The following is an 18,632-nucleotide window of genomic DNA, read 5'->3' as shown; positions in this document are numbered from 1 at the left end:
TGACGGCGTTCCCTCCGACTACTTCATGGCGCGTTGGGACGGTCTGATCCGCGTGCCCGCCGCACCGGGAGGGGAGCAGGGTGACTACCGTTTCGGCGTCCGCCGCGACGGGGGAGCGAAGGTTTGGATCGGTGCGAGCCATACCCAGGTTTTCAATGGCTGGACGCCTGACATCACCGGGGTCGTCTGGGGCGACACCGTCTCCTTCACGAACGACACCGCCGTGCCAATCCAAGTCGACTACTTCGAGCGCACGGAAAACTCCTACATGGAGCTGTGGGTACGGACTCCTTCTGGTAAAGAGTTCGTCGTTCCTCCGGACTGGTTCAGCCGGAAGCCACAAGTGCTTCCGGCCGGATGGAGCACGTCGGCTCCGCTGACCGGCGACCTGACCTCACTCGTGAGAGCCAAACTTGAGACGGACGCCATCATCCTCACCGAGGACACGGGTACCACAACGACATTCAAGAAGACGTCGGCCGGCGGCTATGCCGCTCCGGCGGGCGAGTATGGGACGGCGGCCGTCTCGGAGGGCGGCCAGGTCACCTATCTGGACGAAGACGGGACCGTGGTGAGCTTCGCGGCCAATGGCGGCGTCGAGTCAGTGACCAGTCCGGCCGATGCGAGGAAGCCAGCGGCACCTAAGCCGATCTACTTCGGTGGCTACGTCGTGGCGATCGTGGACCCCGTCTCGAAAAACGCCACTGGCGGCTACGACCGAAAGGTCACCCTGTCGTATCAAGGCATCAATGGCGCGGCGTGTCCTGCCGCGCCCAGCGGCTACGCGCCACCGCCCGCCGGCATGCTGTGCCAGATTGAGTATCCCGACGGGACGTCAAGCGGCCTCTACTACAACAGCAACGGGCAACTCGCGGCCATCATCGATCCTGGGCTCGAGATGTCAGCGTTCGTTTACGACGGAGCCAAGCGCTTGTCCCACGTAATGGCGTCCGACGCGGCCGATCAAGTCATTCAGGGACTCAACGGCGGCCCGGGAGCCTATACCTCGATTGCATACGGGCCGGGCAACAAGGCCGTCGAGGTCATTCCAGCCTGCGGAAATCCCTCGGACCCTGCGACCTGCCAGGGGCGAAGCTACGAGTACGCCCAGGGTGCTGCACCATGGGCCGACGGCATCACTCACGTGAACGAACTGCTGGTCACTCCCGCTGGCGCACATTCGTTCACCGCAAGATTCGACACCGCGTGGCGGGCGACCACGCTCACCTCGCAAATGGGCCTAGTTTCGACGAAGTCCTGGCACGCGACGAAGGACCTTCTGATGAGTTCGACCGATCCGTGGGGGGCGAAGGCCACCACGATCTACGACAAGTGGACGGACCGAGCGACCGAGTCATACGGCCCAGCGGCATCAGACTGCTTCGCGTCAACAGGGCGTCCGAAAGTCGAATGCGAGACAATTGTCCCGTCGGAATCCACGGTCTATGACGGTGGCATGCCTGGGCTGTTCGCGTCGTACTACAGCAACCCGAATCTTGCTGGCGCCCCGAAGGTCATGGCGCATGGACTTCCCGGCCTGAGTGACGGCAGGGTCGATACTGGCTGGACCGGTCAGCTGGCTCCGCCTTCAGGTATCGGTCCTACACAATGGAGCGTTCGCCTGACCGGAAGAGTGACGTTCCCGGATGCGGGCACCTACACGCTCCGAACCATGGCTGACGATGGCGCCCGCGTCTGGGTAGACGATCTTCTCGTATCGCAGCGGTGGCCCGGGGGTGCTGAAGACTGGTCGTCAACGGTTGCAACTGTTGCGATTTCGGAACCTAACGAGTCCAAGAAGATTCGCGTCGAGTACTCGCAGGCATCAGGCCCAGCAAGCCTGCGGCTGTACTGGCAGCGGGGAACGGAGCAGGCGGCAATCATCCCGGGGAGCGCTCTGTCACCTGACTATGGACTCGTTACGTCTTCTACCAATGCTGATTCGTCGCCTGTGGCCGGTTCAACGGCACCTTCGCGAACGCTGACGAGCTCTTTCCAGCATCCGTGGCTTGGAGCTGCCACCTCCGGAAGTACGTCGGACGGGACAAGCACGCTGGAAACGACGTTCTCGTACGAGCAGCCGGGAGCTACCGGCTGGCTTCGGCTTGAAGGCAAGAAGTTGCCGGCTCAGACGGCCTCCGGTGCGGCGGGGAGCACCTATCAGTACTACGCCGATACTGGGGGGAGCACCGCCACGGGCGCCCCCGCTGCCGTGTGTGGCGTGACGGCCGGAGCGTCACAGTTTGGAATGCTGAAGCAATCGGCTGACCCTGGCGGGTTGAAAACGGAGTACGTGTACGACGTGTGGGGCCGTATCGCCGGCACACGCTACGCGACAGGAGCGAGCACTTTCACCGCTTGGAACTGCACGACGTACGACGACCGTGGACGCGTTACGCACCAGACCTACCAGACAACGGTCGGCGCTCCGGACCGGACCGTTACGACCACCTACGCGCCAACAGTGTCCGGCTCATCGATTGCCGTTTCGGACAATGCTGTCGTCGGTTCGCCCAACGGCGGAACCGTGACAACGGTGTCTGACCTTCTCGGGAGGGTCGTCTCGTACACAGACGTGTGGGGTGCGCAGACCACGACGTCGTACCAATCGCACTCGTCGTTGGTTACACAGAAGTCGACGACGTACGCCGGTGCCACGATTCGAACGACTCAGTTCGCCTACGACGCTGACAAGAATGTTGACTTGGTGACGATCAACGGAGTGCCGGTGGCAGATTCCACGTTCACCGGCGGACGCCTGTCGCATGTTGACTACGCCAACGGGTCCAGCACCGGGGAGTATCTCCGGAATCAGGCTGGGGTCATCGTGGGTCGAACTTGGGAGTTCGCGGCAGGCTCACCGATCGTCGAGAGCGGTGTTCTGACGCAGTCAGGAAAGGTGGCTCAGCACACGGCTGCGCGCGACGGCGAGATAAATGAGTCGACGTTCTCTTACGACTCTGCTGGCCGTCTGGTGAAGGCCACCATTCCTCACCATGAGTTGACCTACGAGTATGCGGGACTCAACAGCTGCGGTTCGCAGACGCGAGCTGGCCTGAACGGGAACCGAACCTCCTTCCGTGACGTCAAGAACGGCGACACCGACAATGCCTACTTCGCGAGCTACTGCTACGACAACGCCGACCGGCTGACGTCGATGGAGACCGATAATGCTCCGGTGGGCGCGTCAACCGTGACCGATGGTTTGGTTGGCGTGGGCGAACCTGGGGCAGAGCTTGAGTACGACGCTTTCGGTAACACGACGAAGCTCGGCTCCGCCAGCCTGACGTGGGACAGCGCAGGACGGCATACATCCTCCACTCTTCCCGACGGCACGACTTCTACGCTGGTCCGCGACGTCAGCGACCGGCTGGTGTCGCGAACCGTCTCGGCTCCGGGTACGGCTTCCGCCACAGTTCGGTACCTGTACGACACCTCGGGCTCGGCTCCAATGGCCGAGGTAGACGCTGCAGGTCTCGTTACCAGCACGACCTCTCAGCTGCCAGGGGGTGTCACCATGAACATCCAGTCGACCGGTACGACTTGGGTCTATTCCAACCTTCTGGGCCACTCACTCGTGACAACGCTGGATGCGGCCGCGAGCGTTGGGCCAATGATGGTGTTCGATCCGTTCGGCCAGAAGATGGATCCGGTGACTCTGGACTTCGGTACGGCGGAATCCGACGCTCCTGTTGGTCCGTCTGGAACACCGGATTCATCAGGTTGGCATCAGGGGGCCGGTCGCATCACGGAGACCGCTTCAGACCTCAACATCACCGATATGGGGGCCCGGCCCTACTCATCCGCTCTCGGACGGTTTCTCTCCCCGGACCCAGTTGACGGTGGTGTTGAGAATGCCTACGTGTATCCGCTTGACCCAATCAACCTCGAGGACGTTGACGGGACTGCCGGTAAGAAGATGCGCGGCATGGGCGGCAAGGCCGTGATGAAACACGGCGCTCGTATTGTTCGTAGCAAATCGAAGTCCATGGTCAAGTCGATGAAATCGCGAGCCGTGGTTGTGATTGCTAAGAAGGCCACTCGGAGTCGACCTACCGTGTCTCGCTCCATGAAGGCCGTGCCCAAGGCGACGTCCTCACGTCAAGCGGTTAGCTTGGCAAGCAACAACGACACGGGGCCAGATTCGAAGGCTTACAGCTTTCTGGAGTGGCTAGATATCCTGAACACTTGCCACAATGGCACCCAACGTGACTGCAACACTGCGATCGGCAGCTGGTCTCTCGGCGGTGGCGTAACGGCTGTGTGTGCATTGAAGGGCGGCGGTCCCGGTTGTGTAATTCTGGGCGGGTTCGCCGGAGAGATCTACAACGGTCTTCGATCAATTTTCTGACATGCAGTTGGACCGTCGCCTGTAGGGGCTTGACTTCGGAGTTGAGATGAGTCTGGTTGTTTTTCCTGCAATCTTTCTAGTATGGATGGTTTACGAATCATCGTGGATGGCCCGAAACTCCGAGCGCGTCGGACCTCAGACGACAGCTCGGCGGCTCGCTACCTCCTATCTGATGGCGGCAGCGGCATCAGGGCTGTTGCTGCTGCAGGTGCTCCTGGCAAGGAAGGAAGGGAGCGACCTCTTGGCGTTGCCTTTCGCCTTGATTGCCATCGGGCTCGGCTTTCGCCTGCTGCTGACCGTCCAGGCCGGCGACCTTCGAGGTGCCGGAGTGGGTGCATCGAAGTCAAGCGTCGCTCGGACCGCGCTACCGGTGACGGCTGCCGCCACTGTCGTTGGGGTCATCGTGGGCGTCTACGCGCCTGGATGGAACCTTGTTGACGTCTTGCTTCTTTCCTGTGGCGTCGCCACAGCCAGTTTGCTCACCTCGCTAGCGATGGGCGGTGTGGTGCGGTTCCTAACCGCGGCCTCAAAGTAGCCTCCGGCGGGACCACAATGAATGTCAGTCGACGTTGTCACCCGTTGTGCTTGCGAATCCTTTTGCGACGGCCGCGCATGCTGCCAGCAAGGCACGTTGCGTGAACTCCCGCAGGGCGCCGTAGTGGAGGTGCCCGTCAACGATTGCGGGGTCGAACGGGATGGCGATGGCGTCGCGGGCGATGTCTCGGTATCCGCTGGTGACGCGGGCGACGTCGGCCTTGGAGGCCTTGGGGTCGGCCTGGCTGACGATCGCCACGGCTCGTGAGGCGAGCTGTGCGCCCTGCTCGTTGCGATCGGCCAGCGCCTCGAGCAGGAGGGCGCCGGCCTCTGCGTGGTCGTCGCGTGTCGTGGTGGCCACGACGAGCTGGTCGGCGTGGTCGATCATCCGCAGCCACATCGGATCGGACTCGTCGTTGCCGGAGTCGATGAAGATCAGGCGGTAGTACTTCGACGCGACGGCGTGGATCGCGTCGACGTCGGCAGGCTCTACGCGCTGCTCCTCGGCCAGGACCATTGGCTTGGACCGCAGGACGTCGTATCGGTCGCGGGTCTGGTGGTGCACGTAGTGGGCCAGGTCGGCCGACTGGGCGCTGGCGCCCAGGAGGCGGTCGACCTGGGGCAGGAGCTCGAGCAGGGTGCCGCTGTGGGGGCCCTGCTCGGTGCGCCATCCGAGCGTGCCGCGTGTCTGGTTGTTGTCCCAGGCGAGGACGCCGGCGCCGCCGTAGCGGGCGAAGACCGCTGAGAGCAGGACGGTGACGGGCGTCTTACCGGCACCGCCCTTCCCGTTGACGATCGCGACCGTGCGGGGGCCGGGCCAGTGCTGGGAGACGGCCTGGACGTCCTCGCGCTCGGCGCGCTCAGCGGCACTGGGCTGGGTGCGCAGGCCCGCGCGGTTGAGCGCACCGCGAAGGCCGCGCGCTGCGGGGTCCTCCGCGCGCTGATCGGTCAGGAACGAGCGGCGCCGCTCGGCCGCGTGCCGGCGACCCGGCTCGGCCAGGGGAGCGGGGAGCGGGGGTGGAGCGGGCAAGGGCGCCAGTTCGGCGCTGGTCGAGCTCACGGGCTCGGCCGGCGGCGCCGGGACGGCACGCAGCGGCCGCACGCCCTCGGACACGGTCCCGTCGGGACTGATCCGCAGCGGCCAGACCCCTTCGGGGTCGCGCATGACCGCGTCGACGGCGTGGTCGACTTCGCGCGCGTAGGCAGCGACACGGTCGAGGATCTGCGAGCGGGCCTCCTGGACGGAGTCGGCCTGCAGGGCGGAGGTGGCACCTTCGATCGTCAGGTCCGCACGTCCACTGTTGTGCACGGTTGCTTCGATGGCTGGCTGGTGCTGGGGTTCCATGAGGGCTCCTTGGTTATCCGAGGGTGATGCCGAATTGGGCCATGAACGGGACTGGGTCGGTGGGCTCTCCGAGGACTCGTGTCTCGAAGTGGAGGTGGCAGCCGGTCGAGTTGCCTGAGTTGCCGACGCGGCCGATCTGCTGTCCGGCTTGGACGTTGTCGCCCTCGCGCACGAGGATCCCGTCTTCGAACATGTGCAGGTACGCCGTGGTGATGCCGCCGGCGTGGTCGATCTTGATCGTGCCGTTGCCGCCGGAGTCGAACCCGGCGAACGTCACGACGCCGGACTGGGCGGCCCAGATTGGCCCTCCACAGCCGCCGCCTCCGAAGTCGGTTCCTGCGTGGAGTCGGTAGACGCCGGTGACGGGGTTGGTGCGCATGCCGAACTGGCTCGTCAGTGGGCCGGCGGCGGGGTTGGCCCAACCGCTCGCGCTGACCTGGCCGTTGGCGGTCTGCAGGGTGGAGCAGATCGTGTTCCCGAGTGCTTCGATCAGTGGGGTGTCGACGCCGGCGAGGTACTCGACGATCTGCACGGCGGCGGTCCAGTACTTGGCGTAGTGGTAGGGGTCGGCGTTGTTCTGGGTGCGGTGCGCGACGATCGTGGGCTCGAGGAAGGGTCGACCTTCTACCTTCGACAGCGCCTTGAAGAAGTTGGTGGCGCTGATGAATGGGTCCATGCGGTCTTCGTAGGTGCCCCAGGCGCCGTTGTCGCGCTGCTGGAACAGGCCTCGTGAGTCGGGGCCGGCAGCGTCGCCGTAGCCGATGACCTGCAGGCTCGATTCGCCGATCGCGGTCATGACGCCGATGGTTTGGTCACGGACGTCGAGGCCGAGCGCCTGCCCTGCTTCGACGATCGCCGCGGCGTTGATGAGCTGGGCCTTGCCGTACCCGGCGATCGCGGTTCCCTCGGGGATCGAGGCCGGGTCGACGACCACGCCGACAGGTCGGGTGCCTCCGCTGTTGCAGTTCTGCTGGGCGCCGCCCACGGCCATGACGAGGCCGAGAATGACGCTGATGAGTACCAGCGGCGCGGCCGCGGCGCCGATCAGGAGTCCTCCGGTAGGTCGAGACATGCCTAGTTCAGTCCCTCCGGGAGCGTGAACTTGCTGACGAGCCAGGGCTCGTTCTGGCCCTGTCGGATGAGGAGCACGGTGTAGGTGCCGACGTCGGTGGGCACGCTGACGTGCACCACCTGTGGGCTGGGCTCCTCGACGATCGTGGCGGGGCCGGTGACCTTGGTGGCGGCGATCGCCACGGGGTCGACGTAGGAGTAGTCCTGCTGCGCTTGCGCGGTCATCAGCGGGGCGAGCTCGCCCGCCCATGTGCTCTGGCTGACGCCCGGCCGCGCGTACAGCTCCATCGCACGGTCGGCGGCCTGAGTGGCGTCGTCGCGCGACTGCTCATCCCAGCTGGGCACGGGCTCGGGCGTGATGGTCTGTCCGGTGTCCTCGTCCTCGAGGCCGTAGATCGATGTCGGGCTCGGTTCGGCGGTCGACCGGGCGTCGCTGTCGCCGCCCCCACCGCATGCCGTCGTGCTGACTAGCGCCATGGCAACGACGGCTGATGCAGCGAGTCGCTTAGTCCTCGTCGACGAGCTCGCCGCGAGGCTCGGGGACCCGGGGTCCCCGGTCGGCGCCTCGCGTGCGCTGGTCGATCCATTCCTGCAGCTGTTCTCGATCAAACCTCAAGGCACGGCCAGTCAGTCGCACGTGAGGAATCTGGTCATCGCTGGCGAGCTTGCGCACGGTCTGGTCAGAAACAGAAAGCCACCGAGCTACCTCCGCCACGGTGAGCATTCCGGTCTGTCGCTCATCCACGCGCATCGCCTTTCAGTCGGAGACCCAATATTCCCCCTTCACAACGATCGCCGCACCACACCCCCCTAAATTGATCGATGAGACTGTTTAAACGATAACTAGACATGTCAGGATAGGTTGAGATTGCCAAGCCGATAGTGCAGCATAACCACATATAGTTCCTTCAGGCCATGCCTGGCTAGTCACGAAGGATGGGGGCCACGAGGTGACAGCAGTGCCAAATCCATGGGTGCCGGATCCCGGCTCCGAGCCACCGACCTCTCCCAGCGCGCCTGCGCCGCCGCCTGCTGCGGCTACCCAGCGAGCCGTCACGCGGACCGGGGCCGCCGGTCCGCACCCTGGCCTGACTCCACCTCGTCGCGCGGACCGGCTGGCGACGTTCGAACCGTCGACGAGCTCCAGCGTCTGGATCGTCGGCGCACACGGGGGAGCGGGGGAGTCGACGCTGGCCGAAGTGGTCGGCGGCGCTGCCACCGACCACCGGTGGCCCCAGCTGACGGCGACGCCGTCAGTGCTCCTGGTCGCGCGGACGTCGTTTGCCGGCATCACAGCCGCCCAGGCGGCCGCCGTCGCGTGGGCAGCCGGAGCCACCCCACCGGTGCGGGTGATCGGTCTGGCCTGGGTCGCCGACGCACCCGGCCGCCTCCCGAGGCCGTTGGCGGACTTCATGAAGGTCGTCAGTGGCTCTGTTCCCCATCACTGGGTGCTGCCGTGGTTCGAGGACCTGCGCCGTGCGGGTCTCGCAGCACTCGACGCCGGCATTCCCAAGGCCTTCCAGTCAGCCCAGTCCGAAATCCACCGCCTGATCGCACGACCCGAGGAGCAGTCATGACCGAGACCATCGCCGCGCAGCTCGCGTACTACGTGACTCAGGTGCCGGACCCTGGGTCCGGCACCGCCCCGCCTGGCTCGGAAGGCATCATCACGATTCTGCAGTGGGCCGCGTGGATCGCCGCCGCGGTCTGCGTGCTCGGCGTCATCATCGCCGGCGCGATGATGGCGGTCCAGATGCAGCGCGGCGAGGGCGGGCAGTCGGTCTCCCGCCTCGGCTGGGTCATGGCCGGAGCCATCGTCATCGGTTCGGCCTCCGCTCTCGTCGGCGCGATCCTCTAACCGCCATGGCCAGGTCGAACGGCTCGCCACGACGGGCCACTCTCATCGCCTCCGCACTCGTGGTGGGCGTCATCATCGTCGCGGGCGCGGTGCTCACTGGCCGCGCGCTCCTCGGGGACGAGACAGACACCAGCCCAACCGCACGCCCCACCTCGGCCGACAGCTCCTCCAAGTGCGACCTTCCCGACGGCGACCTCGAGAAGCTGACAGAGCCACCCGCCGACGTCGAGTGGGAGCTCATCAACACCTACGCCCTCCCATCAGGTGCAGCTGGGCCAGCAGAGGAGACTGCCGGCGTCCATCACTGCTACGGACGCTCATCGGAAGGTGCAGTTCTTGCCGCCGCGTCCTTCGCGATTGATCTATCCACTCCGGGCATGGACTACAGACAGCTCGTTGACCTCCGTGTGGCCGGCCCCGGCGCTGCGCAGCTCGAGGCACTTGCCGACTTCCCCGAGGCGGATCTCGTCGAACTCACTGCACCGAACGTAAGTCAGATCGTGGCGTTTCGTGTGGACTCGATCTCCGAAGATCAGGCGCTGATTCAGATCGTGCACCGGTACAGCACGGGTCCCGCTGCAGGAACATTCGCAGCGTTCCCGGTTGATCTTCGATGGGACGATGGTGACTGGAAGTACTACGCCGCCGAAGGACTGACGGCGCCGGTTCCTGTCGCAAATTTGACGTCATTCGTCGAGTGGAGCGGAGCATGAGCGGCCCCGCGGCCGCTTTGCCCGCTGTCGATCTGTGCCCGGACATCGTTCCGGCTTGCAAGATCGGCGAAACCATCATCGACACGGGCACGGGAGTGGTCCAGGACGGAATTTCATCTGTCGCCGGGGACGTGGTTCAGAACATCGCGGACTCGGTCGGCGAGGCTGTTGCTGATGTGCTGATCTCGCTGGCCACGATGTGGGTGGAGGTTCCGACGCCAGGGCTGGGCGAGGGCTCGGCCGCGGAGCGTGTGCAGGGGAACCTGTTCTGGTTCATGGCGGCTCTCGCCGTCCTCAGCGTCATCATCGGCGGGATGAAGACCGCGTGGGAGCAGCGCGGCGAGCCGTTGAAGGAGCTGCTGCGGTCCCTGATGCAACTGGTGCTCGTCTCCGCAGGCACGCTGATCTTCATCGGCGCTGGCGTGAAGGCAGGTGATGACTTCTCGGCCTGGATCATCAGCAAATCGACACAGGATGGCAGTTTCGACACAGCTCTCGCCAACTTGTTCGGCGGTGTCACCGCAACCGGCGCGGCAACCGGAGCACCGGCTCTCGCGCCGATGCTCGTCATCATTCTCGGGCTGATCGCGATTCTGACGACTGCGGTCCAAATCGTGTTGATGTACTTCCGGTCTGCGGTGTTGATCGTGCTCGCCGGTGTCCTGCCTCTGAGCGCGTCCATGACCAACACCGAGGGCGGCCGGCAGTGGTTCGGCAAGACGATGGCCTGGGCAATCGCGTTCATGCTCTACAAGCCCGCGGCCGCGATCATCTACGCCTCGGCGCTCTCGATGGACTGGGCTGCTGACGGCTTCCAGGGCGCGCTCGTGGGCATCTGCATGATGTGCATCGCGATCTTCGCGCTCCCGGCGACGATGCGGCTCGTGGTGCCGGCGACGTCGGCGGTTGCCGGGTCGTCCGGCGGTGCCGCTAGCGGCGCAGCCGCGATGGGCGCGGCGAGCATGATGAGCGGCGGTGGAGGTGGCGGCGGCAGGACGTCTGGCCCCACGGGCGCTGCTCCAGCACCGCATGTCTCGTCAGCGCCGGCTGGGTCGACGACCGCTGGCGGGGGTTCGGGGCGGCTGGTGTCCTCGACGCCGGCCGCGGCCGGCAAGGGCGCTGGCGCCGCCAGCGGCGGGGGTGCAGCCGCAGCTGGCAGTGGGGCCGCTGCCGCAGCGGGCCCGGCCGCGGCGGCCATGGTCGCCGGGCAGGCGGCTGCAGGCGCCGTGAAGTCCGCTTCGAACAGGGGGGTTCAGGGTGAGTAACGTCGAACAACGGACCTACGGCAACTTCCGCCGTCCCGAGTCGCCGGGCCTGCCGGGACTGGGCACTGCCGGCACTGTCGTGGTGTTCGGCGGGGCGCTGGTCGCGGTGTTCCTCGTCGCGCTGCGCATCTGGGTGCCGTTCCTGATCTGGCTGCCGATCTGGCTTCTCCTGGTGGCGCTGATGGCAGTCAAGGACCGGCACGGCCGCACCGCGGGATCGCGCGTGGCCACCCGCGTCAGCTGGTGGCGAGCGCGCCGCGGCGGCACGACGGTCTACCGGTCCGGACCGCTCGGGCGGACCGACCATGGCACCTACCAGCTGCCTGGCCTGCTAGCCGCCACGGTGCTGCACGAGGCGCAGGACGCCTACGGGCGACCGTTCGCGATGCTGCAGTACCCCCAGGTCGGTCACTACAGCGTGACGATGTCGGTCACGCCTGATGGCGCATCCCTGGTCGACCAGTCCCAGATCGACGCGTGGGTGGCCGGCTGGGGACAGTGGCTCGCCGACCTCGGCAACGAGCTCGGGGTCGTGGCCGCGCAGGTCACGGTCGAGACCGCGCCCGACTCTGGCGCGCGTCTTCGCCGTGAAGTCAGCTCGCGGATGCGAGAAGCGAACGACGCTCCCGAGCTCGCAACGCAGATGCTCAACGAGGTCATGAACGACTACCCGTCCGGCTCGAGCCAGGACCGGGCGTGGGTCTCAGTCACGTTCAGTGGCCGCACCCCGTCGGGCAAGCGTCGCGACGCCGACGAGATGGCCCGCGACATCGGCAGCCGACTGGCCACGATGACGCAGTCATTGTCGAACGCGACCGGAGCCGGTGCTGCAACACCGGTGACCGCGGCCGAGCTGTGCGAGATCGTTCGCACCGCGTACGACCCCCAGGCCATCTCGGACTTCGATCTGGCCCGCGACGAAAGCCGCGATCCCGAGATCACCTGGAGCGACGGCGTCGGCCCAGCCGCGGCCGAGGAGCACTGGGACCACTACTTCCACGACGGTGCGGTCTCGAGGACCTGGTTCATGTCCGTGGCCCCCCGCGGTGAGGTCTACTCGTCGGTGCTGGCTCGTCTTCTGAGCCCGCACTCCGACATCGACCGCAAGCGGATCTCGCTGCTGTACCGACCCGTCAGCGCGGGTAGGGCCGCCGACACCGTCGAGCGCGACAAGCGGGTCTCCGACGTCAAGGTCAGCTCGTCCAAGCGGCCGTCCGCCAGGGCGATGGGAGCCCGAGCAGCGGCCTATCAGACCGCTGCGGAGGAGGCCCGCGGTGCGGGTCTGACCGACTTCGCCCTGATCGCCACGGCGACCGTCTTGGACGAGTCCCGCATGACTGACGCGGCCGTGGCGCTGGAGTCGCTGTCAGCGACGGCGCGCCTGCTGATGCGACCGGCCTACGGGTCGCAGGCACCGGCGTTCGCTGCAGGCCTGCCTTTGGGCCTGGTGCTGCCGGCGCACTCGCGGGTGCCGATCGAGGTCAGGGAGTACCTGTGAAGCGCCGCCGCTCGGAACAGGCCGACTTCACGCCGGCCCAGCTCGCCGAACGCGAGCGTTACGAGGCCGACCAGGCGATGCGCGCTGCGCTCGCCAAGAGGCCGTCACGGGTCGGTGCCCGCGGCTGGTCTGGCCAGGGGGCCGGGGCAGCGAGCTACATCAGCCCGCCGACCGACTGGCGTGGGTCGACGGTGCAGGTGTGCGGTCTGTGGCCGTTCGCCGCCGGATCTGGGGTTCCGACGATCGGCGTCCCGCTGGGTCGATACCTGGGGCCGAACGGCCACGGGTCGACCGTCTGCTGCGATCCGATCTCGTGGTTCGAGCGAACCTCGCTGATCTTGAATCCGTCGATGTTCGTGCTGGGCCTGCCGGCCCTGGGGAAGTCGACGCTCGTGCGTCGGATGTCCCTGGGCCTGTCGGGCTTCGGCGTCCTGCCGATGTTCTTCGGTGACCTCAAGCCCGACTACGTCGACCTCGTCGAGGCGATGGGCGGGCAGGTCATCCGCCTCGGCCGAGGCCGAGGCGGCCTGAACGTGCTTGACCCGGGCGGCGCCGCGCACGCTGCGGAGCGACTGCAGGGCAAGGCCAAGATCGCCGTTCTGGCCGACATGAAGGCTCGTCGAGAGACGATGGTCGGTGCCCTGCTGACCATCGCCCGGCGCACCCCGCCGACGGTCCATGAGGAGAACATCGTCAGCGCCGCGCTGCGGGTGCTCGACGAGAAGCACGACGGGGTGCCGATCCTCGGAGATCTCCTCGAGGTGATCCGCGAGGCTCCCGAGGAGCTGCGCCGGGTAGCGCTCGATCGGGGCGACATCGACCGCTACCGGGACGCCACGCACGACCTCGAGGCGTCCCTGATGGCCCTGACCGGCGACGACCGGCTCGGCACCATGTTCAACGCTCCGACGTCGGTGGCCATGGACCTGGGCCGCCCGGTCGTCTTCGACGTGTCGGCCGTGGACGAGTCCGACAAGGACCTGCAGGCGGCCACGCTGATGGCGTGCTGGTCGACCGGGTTCGGCGCGATCAACGTCTCTCACGCGCTGGCCGACGCCGGTCTGGAGCCGCAGCGCCGCTACTTCATCGTCTTGGACGAGCTGTGGCGTGCTCTGCGTTCTGGCCCGGGCATGGTCGACCGGGTCGACGCGCTGACCCGGCTCAACCGCCAGATGGGCGTGGGTCAGGCGATGATCTCGCACACCATGTCGGACCTGCAGGCGTTGCCCAACGCCGAGGACCGGATGAAGGCCCGAGGGTTCGTCGAGCGCGCTGGCTTCGTCGTCTGTGGCGGTCTGCCCGAGGGCGAGATGAAGGACCTCACCACAGCCGTGGGTATGTCCCAGGCTGAGCAGCAGCTCCTCATGTCCTGGTCGTCGCCGGCGACCTGGGACACCGGCGGCACGTCGGCGCCCCCTGCTCGAGGGAAGTTCCTCATCAAGGTCGGCTCCCGACCGGGGATCCCCGTACAGGTGCAGCTCACCGAGGCCGAGCGTGCCGTGAACGACACCAACAAGCGGTGGGCGCAGGTCGACCGGCCTGCAGCGCAGGTGGGATGACTCATGTCGTCGATCAAGCAACCGCGCAACGCTCCCTCGGCCGACACTGAGGCCGTCCTGCTGGGCGTCTTCCTATCCGTCGTGGTCGTCGCCGGCGGCGGGATCTACGCCACCGCTCACCTGTCGGCGCTCGTCGACGACCGCCCGAGCCCGGGTGCCAACCCGTTCACCGTGGTGATCGGAACGTTCAGTGGGGACGTGCCGTGGACCGGCTCGTCGACGGTCGTCGCCGTCCTGCTGGGCGTTGTGCTGCTCGTGCTGACAGCAGGGACCATGGCGCTGCTGTTGCGCCGCCGGGGTGCTCGAGGTCGCGTCGATCGCGCCGCTTCTCGGATGGGTCGCGGCCGCGCGATCGCGCCCCTGACGCACAAGTCGACCTCCGGCGCTGCCAAGCGCCTCGGCGTCGCCGCCGGTCCGGGCCTGCCAATCGGCAGGTCCGTGGCCACCGGCGCCGCGCTCTATCAGGACTGGGAGGCCGTAAGCATCGACATCGCCGGCCCCCGCACCGGCAAGACCACCAGCCGGGTCATTCCGGCGATCCTGGCCGCGCCAGGCGCCGTGGTGACCACCAGCAACAAGCGCGACGTCGTCGACGCAACGCGGGGCGTGCGAGCTCACGAGGGTCGGGTGTGGATCTTCGATCCGCAGGGCCTCACGGGCGAGGCACCCACCTGGTGGTGGAACCCGCTTTCGTACGTCACCGACGAGACCAAGGCGCAGGCGTTAGCGGAGATCTTCGCGACGGCCAGCCGCCGCGCCGACGCGCGCACCGACGCCTACTTCGACTCCGCCGCGCTCGAGCTCCTGGGAAACCTGCTGCTCGCCGCGGCGCTCGACTCTCGCCCGATCACCGACGTGTACGTATGGATCACCGATCCCAACGACGACACCGCCGCAGGCATCCTCGATCGGCACAACTACCCGCTGCCGGCAGCCTCCGTGCGCGGTGTGGTCGGCTCGCCGGACAAGCAGCGGGCCGGCGTGTTCGGCACCGCCCAGCAAGTCGCGTCGTTCCTGACGAACCGCCAGGCGACCCGCTGGGTGACGCCAGCTGGAGGCGGACTGCACTTCAGTCCTGAGGCGTTCGTGGCCACGACCGACACGCTCTACAGCCTCTCCAAGGAGGGTCGCGGGAACGCCGGCCCTCTGGTCACCGCGCTCACCGTGGCGGTGTGCGAGGCCGCCGAGGAGCACGCAAAGCGTCAGCCGTCAGGTCGTCTGCAGGTGCCGATGGTGGTGGTGCTCGACGAGGCCGCGAACGTGTGCCGCTGGTCGGAGCTGCCCAACCTGTACTCCCACTACGGCTCGCGCGGCGTGAACATGCTGACGTTCCTGCAGTCGTGGTCCCAAGGCGTCGAGGCGTGGGGTCGTGAGGGCATGCGCAAGCTGTGGTCGGCCTCCAACGTGAAGGTCTACGGCGGCGGTGTCAGTGAGGTCGAGTTCCTCAGCGAGCTCGCCCAGCTGATCGGGGACTACTCACACGTCGAGTCGTCGACGTCGTACCAGCGCTCCAGCGGCCGATCGGTCTCGCGCCAGCACCGCACCGACAAGATCCTCGACGTCGCCGACCTCGCGGCGCTCGATCGAGGTCGCATGGTCGTCCTGGCCTCGGGCGCTGTTCCTGTGCTCGCTCGGTCTCAGCCTTGGTACGAGGGTCCCGACCGGGAGGCTGTGCAGGCCTCGATCAACACCTACGCGCCGGGGACGGCGCAGTGACCTCGCCGCGCGGCGTGGGGGAGTGGGCCGAGGGGGAGGAACCCGTCGACACGATCGGCGCCGAGCTCGAGCTCGAGGACGTCCCCGACCAGGCACCAGGCGAAGAACCTCCCCCCAGGTACGCCACGCTCGACGATTTCGTGCAGGAGTTCTTGCTCGAGATGCTGTGGACCGACGTCGAGGTGTCGTCGAAGACGTGGTGCCCCGAGTGGTGGCGTCACCCGGCCGCGATCGTTCGCCTGGAGGCGCTGCACCGCTCGTTCGAGCATCTGCGCCTCGATCCGGCGACCGGGATCTCGGTCTGGCTTCGCGACCACGCCGACTACCACATGGGGCTCCTGACCGACCCCAACGGAATCTTCAAGGGGTGCGCGATCAAGAAGGGCCACGACACGGAGCGCGATCGCGTCATCCCGTCAACGCCTGCCCCGGCCGAGCTGTTCGCTGCTGACGACTGAACAGCCCGCCGCCGATATCACCTAGGTGAAGCAAATCCCAACGCATCTTCGAACTGGCCGTCACGCGTGGCGAGCGGCCGCCATCATCGCTCGGGCCCACTGGTGGTCCCGGCGCACCAGAGCCTTCGGCCCGCTCCTCGGTCTCGAGGTCACAGTCGCGGTCTGGCTCTACGCCGGCCTCCCGAACAGCCCCGGCGCCGCCCCTGCCAGCGTGCTCGCCGGCATCCTCGGGGGAGCCCTCGCGGGTCTCACGCTGGCCATGGCAGACGTCCCCCTTGCCCTGCGTAGTCACCGTCGCGAGCTCCACATGCTCGCCAACGACCAGGCGTGCGCGGTGCTCGTGCTGACCCGAACGAGCACCGACACCGTCCACCTGGCGGGCCTGGCCGCATGGCCTCTCGGCCGCCGCGCCGGCACAGAGCTCTTGGCCGCCGTGCTGGAGCAGATTGACGACCGCGGACTCATCACGACCCTGGACTGCTGGGGCGATCGGGTCGAGCTCTACGCGCGACCCGAGTACGGCTTCGTGCGGGTGGGGCGGCGGTTCTACGGCCCCGTGCGGATGGAGCGTCCCCGCCGTCTCGAGAGCTCCTGAACGGCGAGGTTGGCTAGCAGTCTCTCGACGAAAGGTTCTCCGGAATGTCATAGTCGCCGGCGTCCAAGACGTCGGAGTCCCCGTGCGCGAACACGGCAACACCGATGCCTGCGACGTTCGACTCGATATCGTCCGACGGGCACAGGACGCTGATGTACCAAAGCTTCTCCGGCTGGGTGGCTGCGATCTCGTTCGCAGCCGCGGCCACGTAGCGCTCCACCACATCGGGGTCTGAGGATTCAGCCTCGACGTAGGCGGTATCCGACCGCTCCGCAAAGACGTCGTGCTCGTAGGCCAGCTCCACGTCAGGCAGGTCCGGAGCGTCTCGCATGTTCGACGGGCCACCGCACCCAACGAGCGTTCCCGTCAGAAGCGCGACCACCACAGCCTGCCGGATTTTCATGTCGCAACGCTAGCGAAACCGCTCACCGGTGTCCGCCGATCGTGCCCACTCCGGATCTGTCGCAAGAAGGCGTGATCCTGTTCGATGCCACGATGGATCATGAACACGTGCCCCCAGTGCGCAGGACCGATCCCGAAGGACATCGACGAGTCCCCATCCGCGATCGAGTACTGCCCACGGTGCGACGGCCCGCTCTACTCCGGCGATCGTTCCGGCCCGCCCCAGTGGCTCCCGCCACGGTGACCACATGCTGACCAAAGAGCAGGGCGACGCACGCCGGGCTATCGGTCGCTTAGTCAGTTACGGGTTCTTCAACCTGTCGCCCGCTGGACTGACCGTGGATCGCGACCCGCGGCGTCGCCCTGAAGAGCTCTCGATCGACGTGCTGCTCGAGCGGCTACAGCTGTGCGGAGTGCCGGACGACCAGATGGCCGTCGAGGTCCGAGTACCAGCGGGACAGGCGAAGCCACACGCCTTCCTTCGCCTGGTCGTGCATCGACCTGGAGTCGAGCACCTAGCGACGTTCATCTCGTCGTTGCGCGAAGGCCTGGCGCTGCTCGACAACATGAGCGCGCCGCAGGATGCCTTTCCGTCCTCACCGGGCACTTGAGGCAAGGTGCTCAAGAACATTCTTCGCCGCACGTGTAATCGGAGCAGGTCAGATGTGAAGAGCTAGCAACGGTGGCCCCGACGGTAGCGACGGGGCCACTAGCTCAGCGGCTCACCTAGCCAGTCGCAAGGGCCTTTCACGGCTGCTGGGGAGGATGCCCGAAATCCTGCGCGACCACGCCTGCTACCAACGGACCGTTCAAGGGCTGCTCGTCGAGTAATGGGCACGACACCGTACGCAACCGCGCCAGCCACTCCACGCTTGCTCCGGCCGGCCTCTTCGAGGGTTGACGACCAGCGTGCCGTCGAAGAGGCCGGTCACGTTGCCGCAGTTCTCAAGCGACGAGATCGTGGTCGTCCGGATGGGAGGAGCAGGGGCCGCTATGCGGACCCCGCTTCCGCCGGCGAAGGCCGTTCACGATGCGGATCGTGGCGGCAACGCACGACAGCAGCGCCGCCGTAAACTTCAAGATGCTGCCGAATCCATCCAGACTGACTAGTGTTTCCAACATCAGGATCCCCTCCAGGGTGTTCTGACCTGTGGCGGATCATTGATCGCGAGTAGTGGTGTCCAACCTTCGCGATCGGTGACTCCGCCACAGCTTTTCAACTGAACACTCAGGATCAGGGGCGCCCGATGGCGTTAGCAAGCGCAGC

17 protein-coding genes are annotated in these 18,632 nt (G+C 66.6%); 12 read left to right on the top strand and 5 right to left on the bottom strand.

The window, feature by feature from the left end; translation table 11 throughout:
- Window positions 1-4,351: PA14 domain-containing protein (locus tag ABD127_RS17035; protein ID WP_344203744.1), on the top strand; the 4,351-nt coding region annotated here is incomplete at its 5' end.
- A 46-nt stretch (window positions 4,352-4,397) separates the two neighbouring features.
- Window positions 4,398-4,886: a hypothetical protein gene (locus ABD127_RS17030; RefSeq protein WP_344203743.1), complete on the top strand. Its 489-nt coding sequence runs from the start codon at window positions 4,398-4,400 to the stop codon at window positions 4,884-4,886.
- Between the two features lie 24 nt (window positions 4,887-4,910).
- Here ABD127_RS17030 and ABD127_RS17025 read toward each other — a convergent pair whose 3' ends face one another.
- The 4 genes from ABD127_RS17025 to ABD127_RS19110 form a co-directional block, all read right to left on the bottom strand.
- On the bottom strand, window positions 4,911-6,230 hold the full coding sequence (locus ABD127_RS17025; RefSeq protein ID WP_344203742.1) for a MinD/ParA family ATP-binding protein: 1,320 nt from the start codon (window positions 6,228-6,230) through the stop codon (window positions 4,911-4,913).
- A 13-nt stretch (window positions 6,231-6,243) separates the two neighbouring features.
- Window positions 6,244-7,302 (bottom strand): M23 family metallopeptidase, encoded by a 1,059-nt coding sequence (locus tag ABD127_RS17020; protein WP_344203740.1) that lies wholly within the window; start codon window positions 7,300-7,302, stop codon window positions 6,244-6,246.
- A gap of 2 nt (window positions 7,303-7,304) precedes the next feature.
- A complete protein-coding gene (locus ABD127_RS17015) occupies window positions 7,305-7,646 on the bottom strand; it encodes a hypothetical protein (RefSeq protein ID WP_344203738.1) in 342 nt (113 codons plus the stop codon).
- 160 nt (window positions 7,647-7,806) lie between these two features.
- Window positions 7,807-8,025 carry a helix-turn-helix domain-containing protein gene (locus ABD127_RS19110; protein WP_425545839.1) on the bottom strand — a complete coding sequence of 73 codons (219 nt, stop codon included), beginning with the start codon at window positions 8,023-8,025 and terminating at the stop codon, window positions 7,807-7,809.
- A 226-nt stretch (window positions 8,026-8,251) separates the two neighbouring features.
- On the opposite strand from ABD127_RS19110, the gene ABD127_RS17010 reads away from it, so the two are divergent.
- The 9 genes from ABD127_RS17010 (at window position 8,252) to ABD127_RS16970 (ending at window position 16,963) form a co-directional block, all read left to right on the top strand.
- On the top strand, window positions 8,252-8,878 hold the full coding sequence (locus tag ABD127_RS17010) for a DUF6668 family protein (RefSeq protein ID WP_344203737.1): 627 nt from the start codon (window positions 8,252-8,254) through the stop codon (window positions 8,876-8,878).
- Window positions 8,875-9,159 carry a conjugal transfer protein TrbC gene (locus ABD127_RS17005; RefSeq protein ID WP_344203736.1) on the top strand — a complete coding sequence of 95 codons (285 nt, stop codon included), beginning with the start codon at window positions 8,875-8,877 and terminating at the stop codon, window positions 9,157-9,159. The genes ABD127_RS17010 and ABD127_RS17005 overlap by 4 nt, the downstream gene beginning before the upstream one ends.
- Before the next feature lie 5 nt (window positions 9,160-9,164).
- Entirely contained in the window at window positions 9,165-9,872 is a 708-nt protein-coding gene (locus ABD127_RS17000; RefSeq protein ID WP_344203734.1) for a DUF8175 domain-containg protein, read from the top strand.
- Window positions 9,869-11,137, top strand: coding sequence for a hypothetical protein (locus ABD127_RS16995; RefSeq protein WP_344203732.1), 1,269 nt, complete (start codon window positions 9,869-9,871; stop codon window positions 11,135-11,137). The genes ABD127_RS17000 and ABD127_RS16995 overlap by 4 nt, the downstream gene beginning before the upstream one ends.
- Window positions 11,130-12,635, top strand: coding sequence for a YtxH domain-containing protein (locus tag ABD127_RS16990; RefSeq protein ID WP_344203730.1), 1,506 nt, complete (start codon window positions 11,130-11,132; stop codon window positions 12,633-12,635). The genes ABD127_RS16995 and ABD127_RS16990 overlap by 8 nt, the downstream gene beginning before the upstream one ends.
- Complete coding sequence (locus ABD127_RS16985; protein WP_344203728.1) at window positions 12,632-14,194, top strand: ATP/GTP-binding protein; 1,563 nt, start codon at window positions 12,632-12,634, stop codon at window positions 14,192-14,194. The genes ABD127_RS16990 and ABD127_RS16985 overlap by 4 nt, the downstream gene beginning before the upstream one ends.
- Window positions 14,195-14,197: 3 nt before the next feature.
- Window positions 14,198-15,910: a type IV secretory system conjugative DNA transfer family protein gene (locus ABD127_RS16980; protein WP_344203726.1), complete on the top strand. Its 1,713-nt coding sequence runs from the start codon at window positions 14,198-14,200 to the stop codon at window positions 15,908-15,910.
- Window positions 15,907-16,368, top strand: coding sequence for a DUF4913 domain-containing protein (locus ABD127_RS16975; protein WP_344203723.1), 462 nt, complete (start codon window positions 15,907-15,909; stop codon window positions 16,366-16,368). The genes ABD127_RS16980 and ABD127_RS16975 overlap by 4 nt, the downstream gene beginning before the upstream one ends.
- 211 nt (window positions 16,369-16,579) lie before the next feature.
- Window positions 16,580-16,963: a hypothetical protein gene (locus tag ABD127_RS16970; RefSeq protein WP_344203720.1), complete on the top strand. Its 384-nt coding sequence runs from the start codon at window positions 16,580-16,582 to the stop codon at window positions 16,961-16,963.
- 13 nt (window positions 16,964-16,976) lie between these two features.
- On the opposite strand, the gene ABD127_RS16965 is transcribed toward ABD127_RS16970, so the two are convergent.
- Window positions 16,977-17,366: a hypothetical protein gene (locus tag ABD127_RS16965; protein ID WP_344203717.1), complete on the bottom strand. Its 390-nt coding sequence runs from the start codon at window positions 17,364-17,366 to the stop codon at window positions 16,977-16,979.
- A gap of 247 nt (window positions 17,367-17,613) precedes the next feature.
- Here ABD127_RS16965 and ABD127_RS16960 point away from each other — a divergent pair, with 247 nt between their 5' ends.
- A complete protein-coding gene (locus ABD127_RS16960; RefSeq protein WP_344203716.1) occupies window positions 17,614-17,976 on the top strand; it encodes a hypothetical protein in 363 nt (120 codons plus the stop codon).
- Window positions 17,977-18,632: the final 656 nt, after the last annotated feature.

This window comes from Aeromicrobium alkaliterrae (assembly GCF_039529015.1).
GTDB lineage: Bacteria > Actinomycetota > Actinomycetes > Propionibacteriales > Nocardioidaceae > Aeromicrobium > Aeromicrobium alkaliterrae.
Note: the sequence above shows the minus strand (reverse complement) of the source record. Positions and strands in the feature narration are given on the sequence as shown.